21 protein-coding genes and 1 riboswitch are annotated in these 26,221 nt (G+C 43.1%); of the genes, 15 read left to right on the top strand and 6 right to left on the bottom strand.

The window, feature by feature from the left end; translation table 11 throughout:
• Positions 1 to 17: 17 nt before the first annotated feature.
• Positions 18 to 1,427, bottom strand: coding sequence for a PLP-dependent aminotransferase family protein (locus ABEF84_RS08220; protein ID WP_347452685.1), 1,410 nt, complete (start codon positions 1,425 to 1,427; stop codon positions 18 to 20).
• Positions 1,428 to 1,613: 186 nt separating this feature from the next.
• Here ABEF84_RS08220 and ABEF84_RS08215 point away from each other — a divergent pair, with 186 nt between their 5' ends.
• The 8 genes from ABEF84_RS08215 (at position 1,614) to ABEF84_RS08180 (ending at position 11,991) form a co-directional block, all read left to right on the top strand.
• Positions 1,614 to 1,781, top strand: coding sequence for a hypothetical protein (locus tag ABEF84_RS08215; RefSeq protein ID WP_171077714.1), 168 nt, complete (start codon positions 1,614 to 1,616; stop codon positions 1,779 to 1,781).
• Positions 1,782 to 2,052: 271 nt separating this feature from the next.
• Complete coding sequence (locus ABEF84_RS08210; RefSeq protein ID WP_347464301.1) at positions 2,053 to 3,708, top strand: long-chain-fatty-acid--CoA ligase; 1,656 nt, start codon at positions 2,053 to 2,055, stop codon at positions 3,706 to 3,708.
• A gap of 337 nt (positions 3,709 to 4,045) precedes the next feature.
• Entirely contained in the window at positions 4,046 to 5,068 is a 1,023-nt protein-coding gene (locus ABEF84_RS08205) for an FAD-binding oxidoreductase (protein ID WP_347455128.1), read from the top strand.
• 31 nt (positions 5,069 to 5,099) lie between these two features.
• A complete protein-coding gene (locus tag ABEF84_RS08200; RefSeq protein ID WP_347455127.1) occupies positions 5,100 to 6,266 on the top strand; it encodes an acyl-CoA desaturase in 1,167 nt (388 codons plus the stop codon).
• Positions 6,267 to 6,645: 379 nt separating this feature from the next.
• A complete protein-coding gene (locus tag ABEF84_RS08195; RefSeq protein WP_347452681.1) occupies positions 6,646 to 6,996 on the top strand; it encodes a hypothetical protein in 351 nt (116 codons plus the stop codon).
• Between the two features lie 354 nt (positions 6,997 to 7,350).
• Complete coding sequence (locus ABEF84_RS08190; protein WP_347452680.1) at positions 7,351 to 9,132, top strand: acyl-CoA dehydrogenase C-terminal domain-containing protein; 1,782 nt, start codon at positions 7,351 to 7,353, stop codon at positions 9,130 to 9,132.
• 78 nt (positions 9,133 to 9,210) lie between these two features.
• Positions 9,211 to 10,380: a thiolase family protein gene (locus ABEF84_RS08185; protein ID WP_347452679.1), complete on the top strand. Its 1,170-nt coding sequence runs from the start codon at positions 9,211 to 9,213 to the stop codon at positions 10,378 to 10,380.
• 111 nt (positions 10,381 to 10,491) lie between these two features.
• Entirely contained in the window at positions 10,492 to 11,991 is a 1,500-nt protein-coding gene (locus ABEF84_RS08180; RefSeq protein ID WP_347452678.1) for an acetyl-CoA hydrolase/transferase family protein, read from the top strand.
• Between the two features lie 180 nt (positions 11,992 to 12,171).
• On the opposite strand, the gene ABEF84_RS08175 is transcribed toward ABEF84_RS08180, so the two are convergent.
• A complete protein-coding gene (locus ABEF84_RS08175; RefSeq protein ID WP_168419539.1) occupies positions 12,172 to 13,401 on the bottom strand; it encodes a transposase in 1,230 nt (409 codons plus the stop codon).
• Between the two features lie 185 nt (positions 13,402 to 13,586).
• Positions 13,587 to 14,000, bottom strand: coding sequence for an IS200/IS605 family transposase (tnpA, locus tag ABEF84_RS08170; RefSeq protein WP_075167884.1), 414 nt, complete (start codon positions 13,998 to 14,000; stop codon positions 13,587 to 13,589).
• A gap of 20 nt (positions 14,001 to 14,020) precedes the next feature.
• On the opposite strand from tnpA, the gene ABEF84_RS08165 reads away from it, so the two are divergent.
• On the top strand, positions 14,021 to 15,079 hold the full coding sequence (locus ABEF84_RS08165; protein ID WP_034586922.1) for an RNA-guided endonuclease TnpB family protein: 1,059 nt from the start codon (positions 14,021 to 14,023) through the stop codon (positions 15,077 to 15,079).
• Between the two features lie 13 nt (positions 15,080 to 15,092).
• Here the strand turns inward: ABEF84_RS08165 and ABEF84_RS08160 are convergent, their stop codons facing one another.
• Positions 15,093 to 15,815 carry an HAD family phosphatase gene (locus ABEF84_RS08160; protein WP_347452677.1) on the bottom strand — a complete coding sequence of 241 codons (723 nt, stop codon included), beginning with the start codon at positions 15,813 to 15,815 and terminating at the stop codon, positions 15,093 to 15,095.
• A 279-nt stretch (positions 15,816 to 16,094) separates the two neighbouring features.
• Between ABEF84_RS08160 and ABEF84_RS08155 the strand changes: the two genes are divergently transcribed.
• From ABEF84_RS08155 to ABEF84_RS08130, 6 genes are all read left to right on the top strand, one after another.
• A complete protein-coding gene (locus ABEF84_RS08155; RefSeq protein ID WP_034587124.1) occupies positions 16,095 to 16,988 on the top strand; it encodes a LysR family transcriptional regulator in 894 nt (297 codons plus the stop codon).
• Positions 16,989 to 17,195: 207 nt separating this feature from the next.
• A riboswitch (guanidine-I (ykkC/yxkD leader) is annotated at positions 17,196 to 17,300 on the top strand.
• A gap of 24 nt (positions 17,301 to 17,324) precedes the next feature.
• Positions 17,325 to 18,065 (top strand): urea amidolyase associated protein UAAP1, encoded by a 741-nt coding sequence (locus ABEF84_RS08150; RefSeq protein WP_404798879.1) that lies wholly within the window; start codon positions 17,325 to 17,327, stop codon positions 18,063 to 18,065.
• 15 nt (positions 18,066 to 18,080) lie between these two features.
• Entirely contained in the window at positions 18,081 to 18,734 is a 654-nt protein-coding gene (locus ABEF84_RS08145) for an urea amidolyase associated protein UAAP2 (RefSeq protein ID WP_034587127.1), read from the top strand.
• 3 nt (positions 18,735 to 18,737) lie between these two features.
• On the top strand, positions 18,738 to 22,343 hold the full coding sequence (gene uca / locus ABEF84_RS08140) for an urea carboxylase (RefSeq protein WP_347473650.1): 3,606 nt from the start codon (positions 18,738 to 18,740) through the stop codon (positions 22,341 to 22,343).
• A gap of 130 nt (positions 22,344 to 22,473) precedes the next feature.
• Complete coding sequence (locus tag ABEF84_RS08135; protein WP_034587131.1) at positions 22,474 to 22,821, top strand: type II toxin-antitoxin system RelE/ParE family toxin; 348 nt, start codon at positions 22,474 to 22,476, stop codon at positions 22,819 to 22,821.
• Position 22,822: 1 nt separating this feature from the next.
• Complete coding sequence (locus ABEF84_RS08130) at positions 22,823 to 23,125, top strand: helix-turn-helix domain-containing protein (protein WP_034587133.1); 303 nt, start codon at positions 22,823 to 22,825, stop codon at positions 23,123 to 23,125.
• A gap of 102 nt (positions 23,126 to 23,227) precedes the next feature.
• Here ABEF84_RS08130 and ABEF84_RS08125 read toward each other — a convergent pair whose 3' ends face one another.
• Both ABEF84_RS08125 and ABEF84_RS08120 read right to left on the bottom strand, forming a co-directional pair.
• Positions 23,228 to 25,018 carry a DUF262 domain-containing protein gene (locus ABEF84_RS08125; RefSeq protein ID WP_034587135.1) on the bottom strand — a complete coding sequence of 597 codons (1,791 nt, stop codon included), beginning with the start codon at positions 25,016 to 25,018 and terminating at the stop codon, positions 23,228 to 23,230.
• Between the two features lie 190 nt (positions 25,019 to 25,208).
• Entirely contained in the window at positions 25,209 to 26,210 is a 1,002-nt protein-coding gene (locus ABEF84_RS08120) for an OmpA family protein (protein WP_034587137.1), read from the bottom strand.
• Between the last annotated feature and the right edge of the window lie 11 nt (positions 26,211 to 26,221).

Here is a 26,221-nt window from a genome sequence, read left to right as displayed (position 1 = left end):
AAAAGCGTGAACTCAGTTCACGCTTTTTTATGGGTTTCAATTTGCTGCACGATCTGATCCACCGCGGCTGCCAGCTTGTCATTCCAGTCAAAAGAACAGTTTAAACGGATAAAGTTTTGGGCCTGATGTTTTGGCCGGAATAACAGACTCGGGGCAATGGAAATATCCTGTGCCAGCAGATTGGTATACAGCTGCTGAGAATCCATATCTGTTGGTAATTCCACCCATAAGAAGTAACCCGTCGGGTAATAGTGAATCTTACAGTCTGTTGGCAGTCGAGCTTTCAGTTCCTGATAAAAGCGTTTCTTGTTCTGATCCAGTGCACGGCGCAGGCTACGCAGATGCTTTTCATAATGATGATGCGCGACAAAATCTACCAAGGCATTTTGCAGCAGTGGGCTGACGGTGAGTGTACTCATCAGCTGTACATGCTGAATGGCATTGGAATATGGACCAGCAAAAACCCAACCGACCCGGGCACCCATACCCAAAGTCTTGGAAAATGAACCGCAGTGCAGCACCAGATGCTGCTGGTCAAAGTATTTCACGGATACCGGTTTTTCCTTACCAAAATTCAGTTCCTGATAGACATCATCCTCAATCAGATGCACATGATATTTGGCCAGTAGCTGGGCAATTTTTTCTTTGATCTCTGCCGATACGGTATAACCAATTGGATTTTGTGCATTTAGCATTAGCCAACAGACTTTAATTGGATACTGTTTTAAGGCTTTTTCAAAAGCTTTCAGATCAAAACCCGATTCAGGATGATCAGGTAGGGTAATCACATTCAAACCTAAACGTTCCGCTGCCTGCCAGGCGCCATAAAACACGGTTTCCTGTAGCAGGATAAAGTCACCTGGCTGAGTCAGGGCTTGTAGTGATAAATTAAGGGAATCTAAAGCACCAGATGTAATGACAATGTCATCTGAATGGCATGATATGCCTTGCAACTGATAGCGTCCGGCAATGATCTGGCGCAGTTCCAAATTACCAGGTGGCATATTTGGATGATTCAGATAACTGTTTTTACGTTTGGCATGCTGGGACAGCAGCTGCATAAATTTGCTGTTAAACAGCAGTTCCGGATTGGGAAATGCCGATCCCAACGGCACAATATCCGGTGCCTGGGTATCTTTCAGGTAATTAAATACCACCGAATTGATCTGTATTTTTTCTTGTGCCGGTGGTGCTTCTTTCTGGGAAATTTCCAGTTCGGCACGTTCTGCAATGTAATAGCCGGATTTATCTTTGGCATATAGCCAACCTTGTGCTTCAAGTTCCTGATAGGCATTCAGTACCGTCATCAGGCTATAGCCGGAAAGTTCGGATTGTTCGCGTAAGGAAGGAAGTTTGTCATGCGCTTTCCAGATGCCTTCTTCAATCATCTGGCGAATACTCTGCGCAAGCTTTTCAAATTTGTACATGCATCAAGAAAAAAGATAAAAATAGAAATTTATCTGCATATATAACATATTTAGTCGGATTAAATATAACAGTTTGGTCAGTTATGCAGCATCTGTTATATTTTTTTAGATCGCTTTTGTATCTACATTTTTTGAATGTGTTCATAGACACTAGAGACAGTCCCAAATCTATTGGCAGGTGAGCAGATGACTCCAGACGAAGAAAAGAAAGCACCGAAATATGCGGACAGCAGCATTTCTGATGAAGCTTTTAAAAAGATGATTATTTGGTTCGCGATTTATGCAGGACTGTTCTGTCTGGGCGTCGCCTTTGTGGTCAATGCAGATAACCTGTTCTTCTCAGGTATCAAATAATTCAAAATCCCGGTTCCATGCCGGGATTTTTATTTCTATGCTTATTTCACCATAAAAATTCAGAATTCTCCTTTCTCATCGCATCCGTGGGTAACTTTGTTTTTGTCACATTTTGCTACTTGATTTCGCCTTTTTCCTTGCTAGATTCAAACATGTGATGAGTTTATGAAGCGCCACTGATTGGCCTGCGGCTCATGCACCAATAACAATGATTTAAACAATACCTAAAACAGTAAATGGACGTATAACAAGGATAAAAAAGGAGCAGACCATGCTTGGAAATATGATGTTTCAGCCGCTACTCATCAGCAACATGATTGAACATGCAGGACGTTATCATGCCGATACTGCAGTCATTTCTAAGAATACCGATCTCAGTATGACTCATACCACCTGGGGTGAAATCCGCAGCAATGCCAAACGCTTTGCCAATGTACTGAATCAGTTTGGTCTGGAACATGGCGACCGCGTTGCGACGATTGCATGGAATAATCACCGCCATCTGGAATCCTGGTACGCGATTTCGGGAGGTGGTTTTGTCTGCCATACCATCAATCCGCGTCTGTTCCCGGAGCAGTTGGTCTTTATTATTAATGATGCAGCAGATCGGGTGATTTTATTTGATAAAACCTTTGCGCCACTTATCAAAGCAGTAAAACCGATGCTCAGCACGGTCGAGCATTTTATCTGTCTGGATGCCCGGGATGAGGCCATCGTAGATGCTATTCCCGAGGTCAAATTCTATGATGAGTTGATTGTTGATCAATCCGACGTTTTCGACTGGCCTGTGTTAAATGAAAATGCAGCCAGCTCGCTATGTTATACCTCCGGCACAACGGGGCATCCAAAAGGGGTGCTGTATAGCCATCGTTCGACGACTTTGCACAGCTTTGCCATCAGCCTGCCGGATTCCTTAAATGTCTCTGCACGTGACATCATGCTACCGGTAGTGCCGATGTTCCATGTCAATGCCTGGGGTACGCCGTATGCTGCTGCTATGGTGGGATGTACTTTGGTACTGCCAGGACCAGGGTTGGACGGCGCTAGTCTGGTGAATCTGATTGATACTTATAAAGTGTCTGTTGCACTCGGTGTACCGACGATCTGGCAAGGGCTGATTGCCGCTGCACAGCAGGCTGGCTCTCGGCTAGAAAGCCTGAAACGAAATGTGGTGGGCGGTTCAGCCTGTCCGCCTTCCATGCTCAAAGTCTTTAAAGAACAGTTTGACTGTGAAACCATCCATGCCTGGGGCATGACTGAAACCAGTCCGCTGGGTTCTGCCAACCAGCTGAAGCCGAAGCATCTTGACTTGAGCGAAGAAGAACAGCTACAAATTCGCTTATCCCAAGGCCGTCCGCCATTTGGCGTCGATCTGCGTCTGACGCATGGTGAAAATGCGATCCATGAAATTGAGCGGGATGGCGAAACTACGGGAAACCTGCAAATTCGTGGTCACTGGATCATCAATAATTACTTTGGCAAGGAAGAATCGGCACTGACCACGGATGGCTGGTTTGATACCGGTGATATTGCAACGCTGGATCAGGACGGTTTTATGACCATTTCAGATCGGGCCAAAGACCTGATCAAGTCTGGCGGTGAATGGATTTCTTCGGTTGAGCTGGAAAATCTGGCCATGGGCCATCCAGAAGTTGCCATGGCAGCCGTCATTGCTGCACAGCATCCGAAATGGGATGAACGTCCGGTGTTGATCGCTGTGAAAAAGCCGGAAAGCCAGCTAACAGTACAGGATCTGCTGAATTACTATGCCCACAAAGTGGCGAAATGGCAGATTCCAGACAAGGTGATTTTTGTTGATGCGATTCCACTTAGTGGTACGGGCAAGATGCTGAAAAAAGATCTGCGTGAACAATTTGGTACAGTCTTGCTGGATCAGGAAGAGGCTTTGACACCAGAAGTTGAATAAGTTTCTCTCCACCCCCAAAGCTGGTTGTATGCTTGCAGCCAGCTCTTTTTTATTTTTCACATTTTTTTTCACCTATTAACCAGCAATTTTCTTCGATGTTCGTTGCACTTTGTCGACCATGCAATTGGCATAAAATGACAACTCAAATTACATTCTGAAACATTGAATGGATCTTAAACCTCTCTTTTTGTCTAACAAAACACACCATTTTGGCTAAATTACACATGATTTGGCCTACATTGATATGGTTTGATTCTGAAAAGCCTATATTCTGAACGCATAATAAATAGACAGATGTACATTAATTCAAATTCTGTCGTGATGCGAGGTAATAAAAATGACAAGCATGCAAAGCTACAAGCCTCATTGGATTAGAGAAGATTTTATTGATTTTATCGCTGAAAAAGTGCATCCAACCTGGGCGCTGAAAAAAGTCAAAGCGGAAGTCATCAATATCCAGCTGATTGGCGATGATTTTTATAAAATCCAGCTACGTCCAAATTTTAACTTTCAGGCGAAGTCATTCCAGCCAGGCCAGCATGTGGCGGTGATCGTCCGTCTGGATGGGGTTTTGCATCAGCGTCATTATTCCATCGTAACCATTCTGAAAAATGGTGATGTCATTATTGCAGTCAAACAGCAGGGCAAAGTTTCCCGTGCGATTACCTCACTACAGTTAGGTGCAGTAGTGGAATTGTCTCAGCCACAGGGTGAATTTATTTTGCTGAATTCGCCAAAACCGGTTCTGTTTCTGGCATCTGGTAGTGGTATTACTGCAATTTATTCTTTGCTGCAAAAAGCTGTGGTGCAGTTCAAGCATCCGATTGATCTGGTGTATTTCACCCGTGATGATGCCTTTCATGCTGAGCTGAAAACCTTGACATTGATGCATCCACATTTTAAATATCACCATTTCAACACGGTCGAACATAAGCAGCACCTGAGTGTACAGTTACTGAACAAGATTGTACCGGATTATGAACAGCGTGAAATTTATGCCTGCGGCGCAGCGGGCATGATGAAAGCAGCGCAGCGTATTGCCAACAAACTCAGTGTGAAATCCAGTTTCCACTCGGAATATTTCCAGATCGTGGTAGATGAAAAGGTCAAGGCACAACCGGTGCAGTTCCTGCGTTCACACCGCGAATTTGAAGCAACCTCTACCATTTTAGAAAGTGCAGAACAGGCAGGCTTGCGTCCGGCAAATGGCTGTCGCATGGGCATCTGTAATACTTGTTCCTGTACCAAGGTCAGTGGCTCAGTCAAAAACATCCTGACCGGTGAAATTGATCACGAAAACAATACTCCGATTAAGTTGTGTATCTCACAGGCAGTAAGCCCTGTGGTGATTAATCTTTAAACCGTATAGAAAAATAAGAAGGTACTCCCATATGAACATGCAAATTGATCTGAAGCGGCACAGTAAATCTCAATATTTAACACCAGAACAAATCGAAGAGTTTGGTGCCAAAGTCGATGCAATCCGTCGTGAAGTGATGGATAACCTCGGTGAAAAAGATGCCGAATATATTTATAAAATCCGTAATTTTGTGCGCTATAGCGAAATTGCTTCCCGTGGCATGCTGATGGTGGCGGGATGGTTACCCCCGGTTTGGCTAGTTGGTACTGGTTTACTGGGTATTTCCAAGATCGTGGAAAATATGGAACTGGGTCATAACGTCATGCACGGTCAGTTTGACTGGATGAATGATCCGACCCTGAACGGCACTACCTATGATTGGGACACCATTGCCACTGGGGATGACTGGAAATATACGCATAACTATATCCACCATACCTATACCAATATTGTTGGCATGGATCACGATGTCGGTTATGGTTTGATCCGTGTCAGCGAGTCTCAGCCTTGGGAACTGCGTTTTATCTGGAATATTCCATTAGCGATTCAGTTAATGGTGTTCTTTGAATGGTATGTGGGTGTACAACGTCTGCACCTGGAAGATGTGATTGCTTATAAGACCAAAACCTGGAAAGAAGTATGGCAAGAGGCAGCACCGCTGCGCAAGAAAATGCGCCGTCAGGTTTTAAAAGATTATGTCTTCTTCCCGCTGATCGCAGGTCCAAATGCCATTCCGGTATTTGCCGGCAATGCCGTGGCGAACGTAATCCGTAGTCTGTGGGCTTCAGCAGTAATCTTTAATGGCCATTTCACTGAAGATGCTGAAACCTTTGAAATGGACAATACCGACAATGAAACCCGTGCGGAATGGTATCTGCGTCAGATCCGTGGTTCAAGCAACTTTAGCGGTACCACCTGGCTGCATATCTTGAGCGGTAACTTGAGCCATCAGATCGAGCATCATCTGTTCCCGGATATGCCGGCGAACCGTTATGCTGAAGTGGCACCGAAAATTAAGGCACTTTGTGCTGAATATGGCATTCACTATAACGAAGCCAGCTTTATGAAGCAGTTCTCCACAGTCTGGGTGAAACTTGCGAAATGTTCATTGCCAAATGAATGGAATTACCAGATTGCAGAGAAAGTGCAAGGTGTGAAATCAGTATTTAAGGGATTAAAAGCGAAACTGTTTGCTTAAAAACGTGTTTCTTTCCAACATCAGGCGCTGATGTTTTTACCAGTTTGGTACTCCTCAATATCTTTGGATGGGTTATTGAGGATTTTTTTTGCCGGCAGTTTTTTCATACTTCAGCATATTTGAATAGCCAATTTCATAAGTTTTTTGCCTTTCTAAAATCACTCAAAATATCCGATTTACAATCCATATAACCAGAATAAGCTCATCATTCTGAATCATGATCCTTAATTTATGGATGAAATATGAAGATTTTTTTCAAAACCATCACTAAAGAAAAATGTATGCGATACCGCTGAAACGCTTTGTCTACAAGGTCGGAATACACTTGAAAAGTGTAGTTTCTATAATGAGCGCGTTGTAAAGCTCAAGGTCTTTAATATTGAAAACTCTAAAATATTGTGCAGGCATTGCTACTGTACTGTTGTTAACTGCTTGTAACCCCACTAAAGCACCAGCACCGGATTATCAGGGTACCTGGAAAAATACTTTGGAAGATCCAAAGCTAGAAAATATTCTGGTGATTAGCCAAAATGGTGAAAATTACTTCATCACCAATACCTTAAAAGTGAAAGAAACAGGTAAAACCGACAAGAAAAATCCAATGCCAGCAGCAGTGGATGAAAATGGTTTCTTGCAGGTAAACACCGGTGCAGGTGAAGTCGACTTTGCCATCGACGAAAAAACTGGCAACCTTGTAGGTTCAGGCTCGATCTACAAAAAAGCCAAATAATGCTCTAATCTAATCACTCTAGAGATAACACACCAAGATGTCATGAAACGGGAATCATTCATGGCATCTTTTTTATTGCGTCAAATTAATTTACAGAAACCATGTTTTATTCGTCACATATAAGCGTGATGATAAAGTCATCAAGATATGCTTAATGTTTAAGCTGAATAGTCAAGCAATCAAATACGGTTTTATGTTCTAATTTTCTCTACCAACCTTAAATAGCTCATAGAAAATCCAATAAGATCTGATCCAATGTACATCCAAATAAAACCGTGATTTTAAATTGCTTCTTAAAACAACTAAATATTTAAGCCATATCTTTATGCACAGTCTTCATACAAGGAAAGCAATATGTCTATTTATAACGCGCCCCTTAAAGACATGGAGTTTATTTTAAATGATGTGTTTAAGGCTGATGAATTCTGGCAGGGTAATGAAAACCTCGCGCATCTGGATATGGCCACCGCCAATGCCATTCTGGAAGAAATGGCGAAGTTTTCGAAAAATGTCATCCTGGACTTAAACCGTACCAGTGATGAAGAAGGCGGCGTCCATTTTAATCATGGTGAAGTAACCACGCCTAAAGGTTTTAAAGACGCATTTAAACAGTTTGCGGAAGGCGGCTGGGTAGGACTTGGCGCACCTGAAGAATGGGGTGGTCAGGGCATGCCAAAAATGCTGACCGTGCTGGCAGATGAAATGATTTGGAGTACCAATCCCTCTTTTATGCTCTATCCGCTGTTGACTGTGGGTGCAGGAATAGCCATCAATGACCTTGCCTCACAAGAACAGAAACAGACTTATCTGCCAAAATTTTATACGGGTGAATGGTCTGGCACCATGTGTCTAACCGAGCCACATGCCGGCACCGATCTTGGCATGATCAAAACCAAGGCAGAACCGAATGAAGACGGCTCCTACAGCATTACCGGAACTAAAATATTTATTACCAGTGGTGAACATGATTTATGTGAAAACATCATTCACCTGGTATTGGCAAAAACACCAAATGCGCCAGCCGGTTCGCGCGGTATTTCCATGTTTATTGTGTCGAAATTTTTGGTCAATGCGTATGGTTCAATTGGTGAACGGAATGCGGTGGCAGCAGGTTCAGTCGAGCACAAAATGGGGATTAAGGGATCTGCTACCTGTGTCATGAATTTTGATGGTGCGAGAGGTTATCTGGTCGGTAATAAAAATGAAGGGCTGGCTGCCATGTTCGTAATGATGAATTACGAGCGTTTATCCATGGGCATCCAGGGCATTGGTGCAGCAGAATTCGCCTATCAAAATGCTGCAGAATATGCGACCAACCGCCTACAAGGCCGTTCTGCATCCGGTACAAAATCTCCAGAAAAACCAGCGGATTCGATTTTGGTGCATGGTGACGTGCGCCGTATGTTGCTCAATGCGCGTGCCAATAATGAGGCATCACGGGCCTTTGCCGTCTATGTAGGGCAGCAGCTCGACATTACCAAATATTCCACCGATACCGAGGCAGTGCGTAAAGCGAATGATCGTGTTGCTTTGCTTACCCCAATTGCCAAAGCCTACCTGACTGACAAAGCACTGGATACATGTCTGGAAGCTCAAATGGTCTTTGGCGGGCATGGTTATATTCGTGAATGGGGCATGGAGCAATGTATTCGTGACCTGCGTATTTCCCAGATTTACGAAGGCACCAATGGAGTACAGGCACAGGATCTGATCGGTCGTAAGACCATCCGGTGTGGGGGCGCTTATATTGCTGAATATATCGCTGAAATTCGTGAGTTTGCGCAAGATATGGATGATGCCTTATCCATTAAAGCTACGGTCTTGGATGTCTCTAAGCAAGTCGAAGAGATTACCCAATTTATTCTGGAACAGGCCAAACAATCTCCAGATTTTAGCAATGCAGTTGCAGTGGATTATTTACATGCAGTTGGTTTGCTGAGCTTTGTATATATGTATGCCCGGATCAGTCAGGCTGCCCAGGCAAAAGACGAAAGCTTCTTTCAGCATAAACTGATTTTGGCGCAGTACTATGCCAGTAAAGTTTTACCTGACTTGGCGGCACGACTACAGCGTATTCAAGCTGGGGCTGATCTGATGATGCAGTTACCAGAAGAATATTTCACTACACAATCTTAAAGTCGACCAAACAAAGTGAAAATGGTAAGGCGCACAGCCGATGTCTAACCACAGACATTATAAATTAGGATGTAAAAGATGACTGTTATTCTGAATGGTGTTCGTACTGCGATGGGCAGTTTCCATGGCTCGCTCTCTGCACTTACCGCACCGGATTTAGGTGCAGCAACCATTAAAGAAGCTGTGGCACGTGCAGGTTTACAACCAAACGATATAGATGAGGTGATTTTTGGCTGCGTCCTGCCAGCGGGTTTAAAACAGGCACCGGCGCGACAGGCCATGCGTCAGGCAGGTTTACCGGATACCACAGGTGCAACGACGGTCAATAAAATCTGTGGTTCAGGCATGAAAGTCGTGATGCAGGCAGCGGATGCGATTACAGCGGGTTCAGCTGAAATTGTGGTGGCTGGCGGCATGGAATCCATGAGCAATGCGCCCTATATTCTGGACAAGGCACGTGCTGGTCACCGCATGGGACATGGCAAAATTATCGACCATATGCTTCAGGAAGGCCTGGAAGATGCTGAAACTGGGCTTTCCATGGGTGCGCTGGCACAAGAAATGGCAGACAAGAAAGGCTATACCCGTGAACAGCAAGATGCTTTTGCCATCAACTCACTGAATAAAGCTTTAAACGCGATTGATCAAGGTTATTTTCACGAAGAAATCGTTCCGGTTACCGTGTCAACCCGTAAAGGTGACACCATTGTGGATACGGATGAACAACCTTTAAGCGCCAAACCCGAAAAAATTCCAAGTTTACGTCCAGCCTTCAAAAAAGATGGGACTATTACTGCCGCTAATGCTAGTTCTATCTCAGATGGGGCATCAGCACTTGTTCTCACTTCCGAAGAAATTGCAGCAGAACGTGGTCTAAAACCATGGGCGAAAATTGTGGCTTATGCCTCTAATTCACGGCATCCATCCGAATTTACTATTGCTCCAGTCGGTGCGATCGAGAAAGTTCTGAAAAAAGCCGGTTGGGATGCAGCAGAAGTCGATCTTTGGGAAATTAACGAAGCCTTTGCCATGGTGACCATGGCTGCGATTGATGCCTTTCATCTGGATCCGGCCAAAGTAAATATCAATGGTGGTGCCTGTGCACTGGGTCATCCCTTAGGTTCTTCCGGCTCGCGCATCATTGTGACCTTATTGCATGCCTTAAAACGTACCGGTGGTAAAAAGGGTATTGCTGCTTTATGTATTGGTGGCGGTGAAGCCACTGCTATTGCCGTTGAACTGATCTAAAACTTTCTAAATGGAGCAATCAATTAAGAACGGGAATGCACAAGTCAAAAGCCATTTTTTCAGCATGCTGGGAGGCTGGCAACCAATAAATTTATTGTTGAGATTCTGATTATGAATGGTTTAGATCGCATCCGCTGTGTCGCTCTCCGCGACAAAGTGATGTCTGCTGAGCAGGCGATTGAATTGATTCAAGACGGTGCTGTCGTGGGTTTAAGTGGCTTTGGCGGTGCAGGTGAGGCGAAAACTGTACCGCTCGCTTTGGCTGATCATGCCAAAGCACATCCGCTAAAAATCACCTTGGCCACAGGTGCAAGCCTGGGTAATCAGATTGATGGCCGACTCAATGAAGCGCATGCGATCGAACGCCGTTATCCTTATCAGGCGGATCCAGACTTGCGCAAGTCAATCAATGCTGGTGAAGTGATGTATATCGACCAGCATCTTTCTGAAATGGCGGATCATATCCGGCATCACAACCTGCCGCCGATCAATGTAGCGATTATTGCAGCCACAGCCATTACTGAAGATGGGGAGATTATTCCGACTGGTTCATGCGGCAACTCGGCCAACTTTGTGGAAATGGCAGAGCAGGTGATTGTGGAAATTGATAACAGCATCAATCCGATTCTCGAAGGCGTACATGATATTTATGTGCCTAAAGCTCGCCCAAACCGTTCACCTATTCCGATCATTCATGCCGGTGACCGGATTGGTACTGGCGGTATTCAGGTCAATCCGGAAAAAATTGCTGCCATTGTGCTAAATGACATTCCGGATACCTCTTTCCATATGGATGAACCGGATGATGATACTTTGGCGATTGCTCGACACCTGATTCAGTTTTTTGAGGGAGAAGTAGCAGCAGGGCGTTTGCCACAACATCTCGGACCACTTCAATCCGGGGTAGGCTCGATTGCTAATGCAGTATTTTCCGGATTTGAACACTCCAATTTTCATCACCTGGAAATGTATTCCGAAGTGTTGCAGGACTGTACTTTTAAGCTGATCGACGCTGGTAAAATGACTTTTGCTTCAGGCTGTTCCATGACTCTATCAGATTCGTGTGCAAAACATGTCATGAAGAATTTTGAGCAATACAAAGGCCGAATTGTGCTGCGTCCGCAAGAAATATCCAATAATCCTGAAATTATTCGTCGTCTTGGGGTGATTGCGATTAATACTGCACTTGAGTTCGATATTTATGGCAACGTCAATTCAACCCATGTCACCGGTACCAAAATGATGAACGGCATTGGCGGTTCAGGCGACTATACCCGGAATGCACATATTGCGATTTTCGTGAGCAAATCTGTAGCCAAAGGCGGGGCGATTTCTTCTGTAGTGCCAATGGTCAGTCATGTTGATCATACCGGACATGATATTGATGTGCTGGTCACTGAAAATGGCCTGGCAGACTTACGTGGCTTGGCTCCGCGTGAACGCGCCCGCAAAATGATCGATATCTGTGCTCATCCCGATTATCGAGATGCCCTGAATGATTACTTTGAACGTGCCTGTGCCCGTGGTGGACAAACGCCACATCTGTTGGAAGAGGCGTTGTCTTGGCATGCAAACTTTGAAAAAACGGGCAGCATGCATAAAACGACATAATATGAAACAAATTCGAAAATCTTGTTAATTAGGTTTGCTCTATAAAAGAGCCTACCAATGCTCTAAGCTAAAGATTCCAGAGATAATATCCCGATGCTATGAATGCCTCGTATTCATGGCATCTTTTTATCCCTTTAGCCGTAAAACCTCGCCCTTCAGGGCATAGGTATCTACACATCTTTAGGTACCTAGTGCAATAGTTGCGATTTCATTCAGTTCATCTATTGAATATTCTGAGAGCAGTTGAAGAGTATTTAGTAAAATCGAGAGTCCTGCCAATATGGCAGGCGCACTCTCTACCTTGCCTCTTTTCTGTTGTCTACCTGAAAGTCTAGTCAAAAATGCACGGACTTTCTGATTTTGTTCATCTGTACAACGCTGTACTCTCCACGTCAACACACAAGCCATACAACTGATTAGCAAACGCCTTAAAATCGCTTCTGGCGTAGTCTGAAGCCATGACTCAATATCATGGCCTGCTTGCTTGAGAAGTTTGAAATAACATTCGATTGACCAACGCCAGTAATACCAAGTCGTCAGTTCTACTGCGGTAATCTCAGTTGGTACATTACTGATCAATGACCATCTTGCAACTGTCTTTTCATTAATATCTTTAACCACCGCAATAATCAGTCTAGCCTCAATTGCAGCACCTTTCTGAGGAGCAACTCTTTGACCTAAACAATCTTTTTTATTTGATTTTGCAGCACGGGTAAGCCGAACATTGGTTTCTCCAACATAAAGCATATGTTGATTACCCTTATAAGAAATGGGTTTCACTTGCTGTATTTCGATACGTTCAGCAACTTCTCCAACTTTACATATTTCACCCTGATGCTCAATCCGATTTCCTTCCTTTGCTCGAATAAGCCATTGAAAACCATGACTGCTTAATTCCCTGAGATGAGCAATGGAATCTCCTTCACGATCAATAATATGTACGCAGGTTTTATCAAGAGGAAACTGTTCAACTTTTTGAATTTGTTCAGAAAGGGAGTCTAAATGGGTTTTACGTTCGGTCTGTTGCTCATTGAATGTCGAATAGCAACCTGAAGCACTAGAAAGGGTCTGAGCTAATGGAGCAACAGGTAGTCCAGAAGCAGCATCAACAAGTAAGCTCGTTTGTAATTCATAGCCTGAGTCGTACTGATGTGTCCTTTGGAGTTTTTGGGTTTTATTACGATGTGTCACATATTGGATTTGTGACCAATCATGAATAACTAAAGCATAACGATGCAGCGATGTCTTAATCTGATCACAAGCAAGTTTTTGAATAGGTTCATTTAATTGTTTAAATGAGATTTTATCATTATTTAAAAACCGCCATACAGCTTGCGTCGTTGCGAAACTATTTTTTTGAGCAGAGGCAATATCTTTGATTGCAGGAGCAAGTGAAGCAAGAGGATTCATATTGAGTTGAACGAGGTTGTTGTAACGTTTGACAAGGCGCTGATCTAAGCGAGAGATGTTAAAATTGAAGAGCATGCTCTTCAATTTAACGCAAAACATGGAAATTGTGTAGATACCTATGCCTTCAGGGCGGGGATATAAGGCTGCAATCCGCTAGTCCCCCTTGTGGGGATTAGCTAGGATTGCTAATGCGGTGTTTGCTGTTGTTGGATATATTGTTTAATAATCCCAATGGGAGCACCTCCACACGATGCAGCGAAATAACTAGGCGACCACAAAGCATTCCCCCATAATTTGTTTTTAATTTCAGGGTGTTTAGTTCTTAAAATACGACTAGATGCACCTTTTAGGCTGTTAACCAAGCTAGAAATAGCTACTTTTGGTGGATAGTTCACAAGTAAATGAACATGATCATGCTCACCATCAAATTCTACCAACTTAGCTTCAAAGTCTAAGCAAATGCGCTTGAATACTTCATTCATAGTTTCGAGCATAGCTTTGGTAAAAACATCTCTACGATATTTAGCCACAAAGACTAAATGAACGTGCATATTAAAAACACAGTGACGACCTGTTCTAATCTCTTGACTATTATCCATAGACCAAATATATTTTAGTGATGAAGACACTTAAATTACGCATAAAAGACAAACATTGCAAGGTGCTAGACCAATTGGCATCTGAAGTTAATTTTGTCTGGAACTATGTCAATGATTTGTGTTTTAAACACTTGCAAAGAAAACAACAATTCTTTTCAGCTTACGATATTGCTAAATACACGAAAGGTACATCAAAAGAGTGCAATTTGCACAGCCAAACCATACAGGCAGTTGCGGAAGAATTAGTTACTCGAAGAAAGCAATTTAAAAAAGCCAAGCTAAAATGGCGTGTCAGTAACAAAAAAAATGCTAGACGTTCTCTCGGTTGGATTCCATTTAAAAAAGTGGCGGTGAAATATGCCGATGGGTATGTCCAATACGGCAAGCATCAATTCAAGCTATGGGACAGTTACGGACTAAGTAAATACAATGTTAAAACAGGCTCGTTTGTCGAGGATAGCCGAGGGCGTTGGTATGTATGTCTTGTGGTTGATTCAATTAAAACAGAGAAAACCACCGCTAAAACCTCAATTGGCATTGATCTAGGACTCAAAGACCTTGCGACTTGCTCAGATGGTGTAAAGTTCAAAGCGCCTAAAATCTATCGTCAATATGAACAAAAACTTGGTATTGCTCAAAGAGCAAGAAATAAAAAACGTGTCAAAGCGATTCATGCCAAGATCAAAAATCTACGTCAAAATATGCTGCATCAATTCAGTCATAAACTGGTGAATGAACATGCAGCCATCTTCGTTGGTAATGTGAATGCCAAAGCATTGGCACAGACAAAATTAGCTAAGTCTGTACTCGATGCAGGTTGGACGACCTTAAGAACCATGCTCAAGTATAAATGCGAGAACGCAGGGGTATGGTATGAAGAAGTCAATGAAGCCTATACCACCCAAACTTGCTCGTGCTGCGGCTCACGCTCCAGTAGTCTGAAAGGTAGAGCAGGACTTGGAATAAGAGAATGGCAGTGTGTGGAGTGCGGTACATTCCACGATAGAGATATAAACTCAGCACTGAATATTCTTGCGCTCGGACATGGGCGTCTCGCAGGAGGAATCTCCGTCCTTTAGGTCGGAGAGGATGTCAAGCAATTGACTCGGCCACATGCATTAATAATTCGGTAAAGTCCTGCACAAAATAATCTGCTTTAGCTTTAATCAGATCCATTTCATGTTCGGAATACTGGTCATAAACAGCGACGACTTCAATACCTGCATTGTGGGCTGCCTCTACACCAATCAGAGAGTCCTCAACAATTAGGCAGTCTTGAGCTTCAACGCCAAAATGCTTTAGTACGTTTAAATAGACTTCCGGATGTGGCTTGATATTTTGTACATTTTCACGGGTCAGCAGCAGGGCAAAGTCATTATGAAAACTGATCTTCTGATTGATGTTTTGATTATTGTCCTGATAACGCTGCACGTTGAACAGGCTGGTGGTTGTGGTCAAGGCCAGTTGTATGTCTTGCTGTTTAAGTGTCTGAATCAGTAAATCAGCTTGTGGTTTAAGTTCGACCACATGATCAAGAAAATGCCGGGAAATGCTGTAGCGTCGGTTTTTGACTTCCTCTTTAGGCAGGTCAAAACCGTATTGCGCTTTGAGATAACCACAATATTCCAGATAAGGATCGGGCAGGTGTCGAACTGCAGTCAGCTGTAGATCGCGTTGTTGCTGGATCTGATTTAAATTGACCTCAATCCCGGAAAGTTCCTGAATTAGGGCAGCATCTACCTGGTTCCAGATGCCGACGGAATCAATCAAGGTACCATCCAAATCAAAACACACCAGCTTTTTACCCTGAAACATCCAATACCTTTCTTAATTCAATCATAAAATTCTACGCGGCCAAGTATAGCGTAGGCTGGATAGGGGGTTAAGCAGTTTTAATCGAACAACAGGAACCTGATCAAAATCAGGATTGCATGACTTTAATCAGGGAAAAATAAAATGATTTTTTTATCAAAGAGGCAGGATCATTACATTGTAAATGCGTGCAAAGTGTTATATTTAAGCATTGGCGCTTGATAATTTTCCGCAGATGATAAGCCAGCCAGACGATTAAAAAGTTAAAGGAAATGGGTTGCTGTGTTTGAACTAGACTGTAAATTGCTCAGTATTTTTTATTATGTGTATAAATTCAAAAATGTATCACAGGCAGCCGATTACCTCGAAATGAGCCAGCCGACGGTGAGTAATCTGCTCAATAAAATCCGTCAGCATTATCACGATCCCTTGTTTTTACGCATCGGCAATGAAATGTTGCCAACTGAACTGTCCAAGCATTTGTTCCCGTTGGTCAGTGAAGCTTTAAGCAAGGTTGAAGCGATTAATAATTTCACCATCGACTTTGATCAGGCCACTTCGCAGCAACAGTTTACCTTGGCCATGACCGATGTTTCGCATCTGGTGTTGCTGCCCAAAATCTCTCAATATTTAAAAGAACATGCCTCACATATCCGTCTGAATGTGCGCCCGATTACCTCGGAAACCAGTTATTTGATGGCCAATGGCGAAATCGATCTGGCGCTGGGTTTTTTACCGAATCTGGAAAATGGCTTTTATCAGCAGAAATTGTTTGAACAATATTATGTGGTGATTGCGGCGAAAGACCATCCGCGTCTGACTGGTGACAGCATGACCACCGAAGACTATCTGCGTGAAACTCATATTGATATTGATGCCGGGATGGGGCATTACCATATTGAAAACGAATTGCTGAATCTGGAACTGAAGCGTGACATCCTGATGCGTCTGCCAAGCTATCTCGGTGTAGGCTTGGTGGTGCAGGAAACCGATGCAATCGCCACCGTGCCATATTATTTAAGTGAAGTGTTGTTGTCCCGCGGCAATCTAAAAATCTTTAATGCACCGATCGCGTTCCCAACCTATGCAGTCAAACAGTACTGGCACATGTCCTGCCATCACAAGATCAGTCATCAGTGGCTACGGCATACCTTGCATGAAATTTTAACGAAATAGCGTTCATGTTTAGTGTTATTTAGAAATGGTTAATCTCAACGTTTAAAAATCCCGGTCTTAAGCCGGGATTTTTTTATTTTTGGTACATCTTGATTCATTAAAAACGTGATTTGCACCTTCATTGTTCATTTCATAAGTCAAATCAGTATTACTTGAATGAAAAATCGTAATACTAAACTGGCACGTCATTTGCATTTATCTACGCATCATAAAGTGATCTAGGGTTCCGGCAGTTGGTTCAAAAAACTGTGCCTGAGACCGAGAGTTCACGGCTCGATTTGAGCTACACGGAGGGATAAAAGCCCGGGAGGTTGGAACAAAAACCTTAGAGAGGTCATGCAAATGGGCGACTATCATAACAATCAAACACTTTGGACTGAAATCCTGCCGGGAGGGCATCATTGGTCCGGGCGCATTCAAAAAGGTGCGGTTCTGCAATTCAAGGCACTCGGTGCCAATGCCAACGTATCGCTGTTCTGTGTCAATGCTGAAGACAAACTAGAACGTTACAACATGCCAGACAGTCTGAAAGGCCAGCATACCGCATACCTCACTGCAGGCAATGTGCTGTATTCCGATCTGGGGCGTGTGATGGCATCCATCGTTAAAGATGAAGCTGGCTGGAACGATACCTTCTGTGGTCCATCTCGTCCTGAACAGATTGAAAAACAGTTTGGTACCCGTACTTTTCAGGATGCCCGCAATGACATGTATCAAAGTGGTTTAGATGGTCTGTTGGTTGAATTATCTAAATTCTCACTCGGTCAGACTGACCTGAGTGCGACCGTAAACCTGTTCTCGAAAGTTACGCCAAATGATGTAGGTGCATTGTCTTATGTCCCTTCAGACAATACTGATCAAATCATTGAACTGCGTTTTGAAATGGACTGTCTGGTGTTCCTGTCTGCTGCACCGCATGGTCTGGATAACAGTGCGGAATATCAACCGGCTGACATCCAATTATCCCTATTTAAAGCCAATAGTTTAGGCGAAACTGATATCTGTCGTGACTCCTGTCCACAGAACCAGCGTGCATTCCAGAACAACGCACGTTACTACGCAATTTCAAACGTTTAAGGCAGGAGAATAACCATGACAGCTCTACAACAATTCGAAAAAACCGTACTTAGCGAAATCTGTCCTGCCGGTGAAGCATGGATGTGCGAAGTCAAAAAAGGCCAGTATTTCCGCATCATTGATCTGGAAGGGAATCAGGCAGTCGATACCTTATTTATCTCAGCTGAAAATCCGGAAGAGCGTTATAGCGCAACCGATACCCTAGCGATGAACCAGCAGATTTATTTGGAAAAAGGCACCACTTTATACAGTAACTTTGGTCGCGCGATTGCCGTAATCAACGACGATAACTGTGGTCGTCACGACACTTTAGGCGGTGCATGTTCATGTGAAAGTAATACCGTCCGTTATGCACATGACAAATACCCAATGCACAGCTGCCGTAACAACTTTATGTATGCGCTGGCGAAGCATCCGGTCGCGAAAAAGTATGGCTTAAACGTGCGTCACATCGGTCCAAACATCAACTTCTTTATGAATGTGCCAGTGACTGCCGATGGTCACCTGAAATTTGATGATGGTATTTCGGCACCGGGCAAGTATGTGGAAATCAAGGCGGAAGTGGACCTGATCGTACTGATCTCGAACTGTCCGCAATTGAATAACCCATGTAATGCCTATAACCCGACACAAATCCAGCTGGTGGTACGTGAAGGCGAGGAGGCATAAGTTATGTTTAATAAAGTTCTGATTGCCAACCGTGGCGCGATTGCCTGCCGCGTGATCCGTACCCTGAAAAAACTGGGGATTCAATCTGTCGCTGTCTATTCCGAAGCCGATCGTGATTCATTGCACGTCACTCTTGCAGATGAAGCTGTGTATATTGGTGAAGCTCCTGCCAGCCAAAGTTATTTAAATATCGAAAAAATTCTGGAAGTCGCGAAACAGACCGGTGCTCAAGCAATTCACCCGGGTTATGGCTTCCTGTCTGAAAACGCAGAATTCTGCGACCTGTGTGAATCACAAGGCATTGCCTTTATTGGTCCAAATTCGGCACAAATGCGTGCTTTTGGTTTAAAGCATACGGCGCGTGAGTTGGCAATTCAGGCCAATGTACCATTGCTTCCAGGCAGTCAATTACTGGCAGATGAAGCTGAAGCACTGACAGAGGCGGCGCGTATCGGTTACCCAGTCATGCTGAAAAGTACTGCGGGTGGTGGCGGGATCGGCATGCGTCTGGTCTGGAATGAAGCTGAGTTGAAAGATGCCTATGCAACCGTGTCTTACTTGGCACAAGCCAACTTTAAAGATGCAGGTCTGTACCTGGAAAAATTCGTACAAAATGCGCGTCACATCGAAGTGCAGATTTTTGGTGATGGCCAAGGCAAGGTGATTGCGCTGGGTGAACGCGATTGTTCGGTACAACGTCGTAACCAGAAAGTGATCGAGGAAACGCCAGCACCGCACATTAGCGATGAGCAACGTGCCTATATCCAGAATGTAGCGATTCAGCTGATGGAGTCAGTGAACTACCGTTCTGCGGGTACAGTTGAATTTGTCATGGATACCGACACACAAGAATTCTACTTCCTTGAAGTGAATACCCGTCTGCAAGTCGAACATGGTGTGACGGAGCAAGTCTTTGGTGTGGACCTGGTGGAATGGATGGTAACGCTTGCCAGCGGTGACTGGACTGCTCCAACCGAGCAACTGGAATCCAAAGGACATTCGATTCAGGTGCGTCTCTATGCCGAAGATCCAATTAAGAACTTCCAGCCAAGTGCCGGTCTGCTAACCTATGTCGAGTTTGATGAAAACGCACGAAACGAAACCTGGGTCGAAACTGGTTCGAATGTATCGTCTTTCTATGATCCGATGATTGCCAAAATCATTGTCACAGCAGATGACCGTGATGCAGCCATTCAGGCGATGACTGATACACTGGCGAAGACTCAGGTTGCCGGTATCGAAACCAACCTGGAATATCTGCAAAATATTATCGACTGTGAGGTGTTTAAGGCGGGAACACAAACCACACGTTTCCTGAATACCTTTGAGTGGAAAACCCAAAAAATCGAAGTGTTACAAGCTGGGATCCAAACTGCGGTGCAGGATGTCACAGGTCGTCTCGGTTATTGGGATGTCGGTGTGCCACCATCAGGTGCGATTGATCCATTGTCTTTAAATGTCGCAAACCAGCTTTTAGGTAACCCAGCAAATACCGCCGGTCTGGAATGTATCCTGCAAGGTCCGACACTGAAATTCCACTGTGACAGCCAGATCGTACTTGCGGGTGGTGACATGCCATCCACCTTAGATGGCGTGGCAGTACCGATGTGGCGAACTGTAAATGTACGTAAAGGTCAGATTTTGAAATGTGGCAAGATCGCGACCGGTTGCCGTACCTATATCGGTATTAAAGGCGGTCTGAATGTGCCTGAATATTTAGGTTCACAAGCGACCTTTACCCTCGGTCAGTTTGGCGGTCATGCCGGCCGTAATCTGCTGATTGGCGATATGCTTCCAATCAACGCATTTACATCTGATGCAGTCAAAGCGCTGACACCTGATCAAGTGCCGACATTCAGCCATGAATGGGAAATTGCGGTGATGTATGGCCCGCATGGTGCACCAGACTTCTTTACCAAAAATGACATCGATACCTTCTTTGCCAATACCTTTGAAATCCACTTTAACTCGAGCCGTACCGGTATCCGTTTGATTGGTCCAAAACCTGAATGGGCACGTGAAGATGGTGGTGAAGCCGGTCTGCATCCATCGAATATTCATGACAATGCCTATGCCATTGGTGCGATCGACTTTACTGGCGATATGCCAATTATCCTCGGTCCAGATGGCCCAAGTTTGGGTGGTTTTGTCTGTCCCGCGGTGGTAATCAATTCGGAGCTGTGGAAACTCGGTCAGCTCAAAGCCGGTGATAAAGTGAAATTTGTTCCAGTCAGCTATCATCAAGCCAAATTGCTGAATGAAAAATATCATGCGCAGCTTGAAGCACTGGATACCCAAGAAGTTTCATTCAATGAATCCTTCTATCCTGAACTAGCTACGTTGAAAAATGCCGTACTGGATACCTTAAAAGGTGAAAATGGTGCGCCAGATGTGGTGTATCGCCCAGCAGGTAACAATTACATGCTGGTGGAATATGGTGAGCTGGTGCTAGATCTGAACCTGCGGTTCCGTATTCATGCCTTGATGCAATGGGTTCAAAAACAGAATATTCCGGGCATTATCGACCTGACACCGGGCATCCGTTCGCTGCAAATCCATTTTGATTCAATCAAGCTGGATCAGCTCGACCTGTTGCGTCTGCTGCAAGTTGCTGAAACTGAATTACCTGATGTGACTGAAATGGAAGTGCCATCACGTACTGTGTATCTGCCACTGGCTTGGGAAGATTCGCAAACCCAGCTGGCAACTGAACGCTATATGCAAACTGTGCGTCCAGATGCACCGTGGTGTCCAGACAATATCGAGTTTATCCGCCGTATTAATGGCTTGAAGGATAAACATGCAGTCAAAGATGTGGTGTATAACGCCAGCTATCTGGTCATGGGCCTAGGCGATGTATATTTAGGTGCACCAGTGGCAACTCCGCTTGATCCGCGTCAACGTTTAGTCACCACGAAATATAATCCGGCACGTACCTGGACCCCTGAAAATGCTGTCGGTATCGGCGGGGCTTATATGTGCGTCTACGGTATGGAAGGTCCAGGTGGTTATCAGTTTGTGGGTCGTACTACGCAAATGTGGTCACGCTACCGTAAAAATGCGGACTTCGAGCAAGGCAAGCCATGGTTATTGCGCTTCTTTGACCAGATCAAGTTCTATGAAGTGTCTGAAGAAGAACTGATGCAAATGCGTGAGGACTTTAAGGCAGGTCGTCTGAAACTGCGTATTGAAGAAGGCGTGTTGAACCTGAAAGAGTACAACCAGTTCCTGACCGACAATGCCGACAGCATTAGCGAGTTTAAGGCAACACAACAGGCCAACTTTGAAGCAGAACGCCGTCGCTGGCATGAAGCTGGACTGGCAGAATACGTGTCTGAAAGTCTGGACGCAGTCGATGATGGTGAAACGGTGGCTATTCCGGAAGGTGGCTGTGCGGTGGAATCGCATATGCCGGGTTCGATCTGGAAAATTGAATGTCAGTCTGGCGATATCGTGGAAGAAGGTGCGACCTTAGCCGTGATTGAAGCGATGAAGATTGAAATTCCAATTATTGCGCCTGAGCGTATGCGTGTAGATGCGATTACGATTGAGAAAGGGCAAACGGTGAAAACAGGACAGGTGTTGTTTACTTTGGCGCCGGTGACTTAAAGAAACCTCCCTAACCCTCCTTTGAAAAAGGAGGGAACTTTTAAAGACCGCCCGTAAGGGCGGTTTTTTATTTGCAGTAAAGAGTGGATATTAGTAATATATAGCTTATAGTCTATATTTTGGTGGTGGTATGTGGACGGTACTGACCACAGATGTATTTAATGAATGGCTTGAACAACAGGACGAATCGACACAGGAAAAAGTCTTAGCAGCTTTGGTGGTATTGCAGAGTCAGGGACCAAGTCTTGGGCGACCTTTAGTAGACACGATATATGGCTCTAGACATACCAATATGAAAGAGCTACGTGTTCAACATAGAGGAAAACCAATTCGAGCATTTTTTGCTTTTGATCCATTAAGACAGGCAATTGTACTCTGCATTGGTGACAAAAGTGGCAACAAGCGTTTCTATACAGAGATGCTGGCAATTGCAGATGAACAGTATTCACTGCATTTGAAATCTTTAGGAGTAACCTGATATGGCTAAAACTTTGCAAGAATTATTGGCGAAACGTTCTCCTGAGAGTCAGGCACGTATTCAGGAAATGGCGGAAGAACTGCTGCTTGAGCAACATCTTCATATGATTCGCGAAGAGCTGGAAATTTCTCAAAAAGAACTAGCTGAAACTTTAGGGATTAAACAACCTTCACTATGTGCAATTGAGAATCGTGGCAACGATCTCAAGATTTCGACAATGAAAAAATATGTTGAAGCCATGGGTGGAAAGCTGCGTATTGATGTAGAGCTGCCTACAGGGAAACATATTGGGTTTAATGTTTAATCAGCTCTAATAGTGAAAACAGGGTAGGTTTTGTTTACGTTGGAACCCGTGGCTTGATGAAATAGAAATAAAAAAGACCACTTAGGTGGTCTTTTTTATTTTTTATAATGAGAAATAATAATTTTTAATTTTTTGTGCCATAAGCTTTCTTCGGTGGTCCAAAAACACAAAATAATTATCTACAGTCATATTTTCAATTTCTTTAGGAATACAATGAGCTTCAAAATTATTTAATAGTTCATTTTCAGTCGTAATACCTGAAATTGTGACTTGATTGGTATCAATTTGATTTCGGATGATTGAGAAATATTCTTTAGGTGATTGTTTTCCTACTTTAATATTAATATCTTGCTGCATATAAACATAATTGGCGATTTGATTATATTTGCTTCGGTCTAACCCAGCATTTTTTAAATACTCTTTTGGAAAAAGATGGTGAACATCACCGCGATGCTCGATCATGTGCCCAACCGTAATATCTTTAGACAAGAAACCTAGATCATTTTCTTTCACTTGTGATGCTAAAAATACGTGAAAATATGGACTGCTTGCGACTGAAGTATCTAAGCTTAGAGGTAACGAGGAATTCCAAAACGCATCTGATAATTCACTTTCTTCTTTTTCATTTAAGTAAACATCAAAAGATTTTTCTGAAATTTGTTTAATGTCATAATCAATTGTACTTTCAGGAGATGCTGAATAGCGTCCTGTTAGAATGCTATAAACTAACCATCGTTTTACATAGCTTTCAATTTTTACAGAATTAACTCCTAAGTCTTTTAATTTTAAATATAAAATATAAGCAAAGTTTAGTGCATTTTGTGAACGTATAAGCTTAGGAGAAATAAAACCTGCAGACTTCACGATCATCAAGAATCTTTTAAAATTAGTTTCATTAATAAAATTTTGTACGCCAACTTTTAATTTTTTATAAGATTCTGTAGAAATATCAGCTTCAAAAGTACGTGTTTCAAAATTACGTCCTGAGAGTAAGCTAACAAGATCAGAGAGACGACCACGATTAAATTGAGAGGTAAAGGCTACTCTTAATAAATCATTGTAACTTGGATCATAAAGGTCTTCATTTTCTTTTTGCAACCATACCATTTTTTGATAGTAGTCTGTTTTTGCAAAATCCGGATCATAGTCTTCAATATGCTTATAAAAGTCCGGAGAAATAGCTAAGTGACAGAAGTAATCAATGGCTTTACGTAAAGTATTACCATCATTTTCTGTATCAGAAGCAATTTTACTCATCGCAAAATCAGCTTGGCTAAGTACAACGCCTTTAGAATTAATTCGAATAAAAATTTCAGTAACAGTTTCAATATCAAGCTCAGGTGCTAATTCAATCATCCCAATAGGTTTTTTAGTAATACTGATTAAACGTGTAAAAGCATTTTCAATTTGATCTTCATCAACATCCGGATTGAGTTTTAAATATTCACGTACAAGTTTGATTAGGCTAATTTGCCCAGAAAACGCATCATGAATATCTGCTAACCATGTTTTATCTTTTAAAATTGCTGGGTTTTGTACTTCAAATTTTTCTTCAATTGGATTAAAAGCGATTTTGATTTTTACACGTTGATAACTTTTATTAATAACGTATTGCCCCAAAATACCTGCAGTTAACGCCGTAATACGTTGCTGTCCATCAATCAGTACTTTTTTACCTTCACTTAGAGTCCCATCTTTCAATTTTACATTTGGATTTTTCCACGCAATTACATAACCAATGGGAAAACCTTGGTAGAGACTATCCATCAAATCACGTACTTTGGAACTATCCCAGACAAAGGGACGTTGAATTTCAGGAATTGCGATTTCGCCTGATGAGACCCATGAAAGTATATTTTCAATTAAATATTGATTAACTGCATATTTTTGCATGAAATTTTTCTAAAATGTATTCATTTAAAGTGTACTAAAACTAGCATATATCAAAATAAATCTGAATATTTTTAATTGAATACTCCAGCAAATTTCTTAGTTATTCATCGAAAATTATAGATTTATTTCCTTACTTAAAATAATAAACTGCCTTTCGGCGGTTTATTATGAAAGTTATTTCTTATCAGTGTTAAAGCTTCACCAACTCCACTCGACGATTCTTCGCTTTACCATCTTCATTCGAATTATTTGCAACAGGCTGAGTATCCCCAAAACCTTTAGCAATTAAACGGTTACTTTCAATACCTGCTTTGGTCAGGGCAGCAACCACACTTTGCGCACGTTGATCAGACAGCTTTAAGTTATGTGCGGCATCACCGGTATTGTCGGTATGACCATAAATGCCCAGTTTTAAATTAGGATTGTCTTTTAATAAGGCAACAATCTGATCAATTTGCGCTTGTGAGTCCGGCAAAATTTCCGTTTTATCCGTTGCAAAATTAATCTGTACACTAACTTTATTGTCCTGATCCAGACTTTGTTTTAGTGCACTTGAAGTCAGCGCTTTGGCAGTCACATTTAAAGGCTTGGATTCAGCCACCATTAGCGAAATATAATTGCCAGATTGGGTCAGTTGGAACCATGCAGACGTATCTTCTTGGCGAACGACATAAGTCTTGGTCGGGTAGTTAAAAATATCCCCCAGACCCGCATAATATTGCACCTGAAAATCCTTCGGAATTTTCTCGATGATATCTTTTGGAATCTGGCTATTGGCAATTTCCACACCGCCCAAATCCTTGATCACACTTTCCAGATTACGCTGAATTTCTAAAAAATTACCTTCTTTATATTCCGGTTTCGAAGTAATGCCTGAACTGAATAATTGTCCTTCCACCCATTCCAGTTGCTGTCCTGTCCAGAATGGAACACGCTCAAAATTGCGCTGTTCAGTATTTTGATAGATATAACCGTCTGGCAGGGAAATATAAGGAAAGTCACCGAGTGTTGCTGTACTTAGCGGAATTTTATTCAGGTCAAAAGCTTGAGGCTGTGCCATTTCGGCAACTTGCGTGGTGTCTTCCTGCCGAATTTCGGTTTTGGTGGTTTCTGCTTGCTCGGTTTTGCTACATGCCGCAAAAATAAAAGGCGTACAAAGAATGGCAGTAGGAAGGAGAGATGAAGTCTTCATTAAATTTCCTT

It is taken from the genome of Acinetobacter sp. ANC 7912 (assembly GCF_039862785.1).
GTDB lineage: Bacteria > Pseudomonadota > Gammaproteobacteria > Pseudomonadales > Moraxellaceae > Acinetobacter > Acinetobacter thermotolerans.
Note: the sequence above shows the minus strand (reverse complement) of the source record. Positions and strands in the feature narration are given on the sequence as shown.

Coding starts and splice junctions, on each gene's coding strand:
- ABEF84_RS08220 (WP_347452685.1), bottom strand. CDS start 1,427: ATGTACAAATTTGAAAAGCTTGCGCAGAGTATTCGCCAGATGATTGAA.
- ABEF84_RS08215 (WP_171077714.1), top strand. CDS start 1,614: ATGACTCCAGACGAAGAAAAGAAAGCACCGAAATATGCGGACAGCAGC.
- ABEF84_RS08210 (WP_347464301.1), top strand. CDS start 2,053: ATGCTTGGAAATATGATGTTTCAGCCGCTACTCATCAGCAACATGATT.
- ABEF84_RS08205 (WP_347455128.1), top strand. CDS start 4,046: ATGACAAGCATGCAAAGCTACAAGCCTCATTGGATTAGAGAAGATTTT.
- ABEF84_RS08200 (WP_347455127.1), top strand. CDS start 5,100: ATGAACATGCAAATTGATCTGAAGCGGCACAGTAAATCTCAATATTTA.
- ABEF84_RS08190 (WP_347452680.1), top strand. CDS start 7,351: ATGTCTATTTATAACGCGCCCCTTAAAGACATGGAGTTTATTTTAAAT.
- ABEF84_RS08185 (WP_347452679.1), top strand. CDS start 9,211: ATGACTGTTATTCTGAATGGTGTTCGTACTGCGATGGGCAGTTTCCAT.
- ABEF84_RS08180 (WP_347452678.1), top strand. CDS start 10,492: ATGAATGGTTTAGATCGCATCCGCTGTGTCGCTCTCCGCGACAAAGTG.
- ABEF84_RS08175 (WP_168419539.1), bottom strand. CDS start 13,401: ATGAATCCTCTTGCTTCACTTGCTCCTGCAATCAAAGATATTGCCTCT.
- tnpA (WP_075167884.1), bottom strand. CDS start 14,000: ATGGATAATAGTCAAGAGATTAGAACAGGTCGTCACTGTGTTTTTAAT.
- ABEF84_RS08165 (WP_034586922.1), top strand. CDS start 14,021: ATGAAGACACTTAAATTACGCATAAAAGACAAACATTGCAAGGTGCTA.
- ABEF84_RS08160 (WP_347452677.1), bottom strand. CDS start 15,815: ATGTTTCAGGGTAAAAAGCTGGTGTGTTTTGATTTGGATGGTACCTTG.
- ABEF84_RS08150 (WP_404798879.1), top strand. CDS start 17,325: ATGCAAATGGGCGACTATCATAACAATCAAACACTTTGGACTGAAATC.
- ABEF84_RS08145 (WP_034587127.1), top strand. CDS start 18,081: ATGACAGCTCTACAACAATTCGAAAAAACCGTACTTAGCGAAATCTGT.
- uca (WP_347473650.1), top strand. CDS start 18,738: ATGTTTAATAAAGTTCTGATTGCCAACCGTGGCGCGATTGCCTGCCGC.
- ABEF84_RS08135 (WP_034587131.1), top strand. CDS start 22,474: ATGTGGACGGTACTGACCACAGATGTATTTAATGAATGGCTTGAACAA.
- ABEF84_RS08130 (WP_034587133.1), top strand. CDS start 22,823: ATGGCTAAAACTTTGCAAGAATTATTGGCGAAACGTTCTCCTGAGAGT.
- ABEF84_RS08125 (WP_034587135.1), bottom strand. CDS start 25,018: ATGCAAAAATATGCAGTTAATCAATATTTAATTGAAAATATACTTTCA.
- ABEF84_RS08120 (WP_034587137.1), bottom strand. CDS start 26,210: ATGAAGACTTCATCTCTCCTTCCTACTGCCATTCTTTGTACGCCTTTT.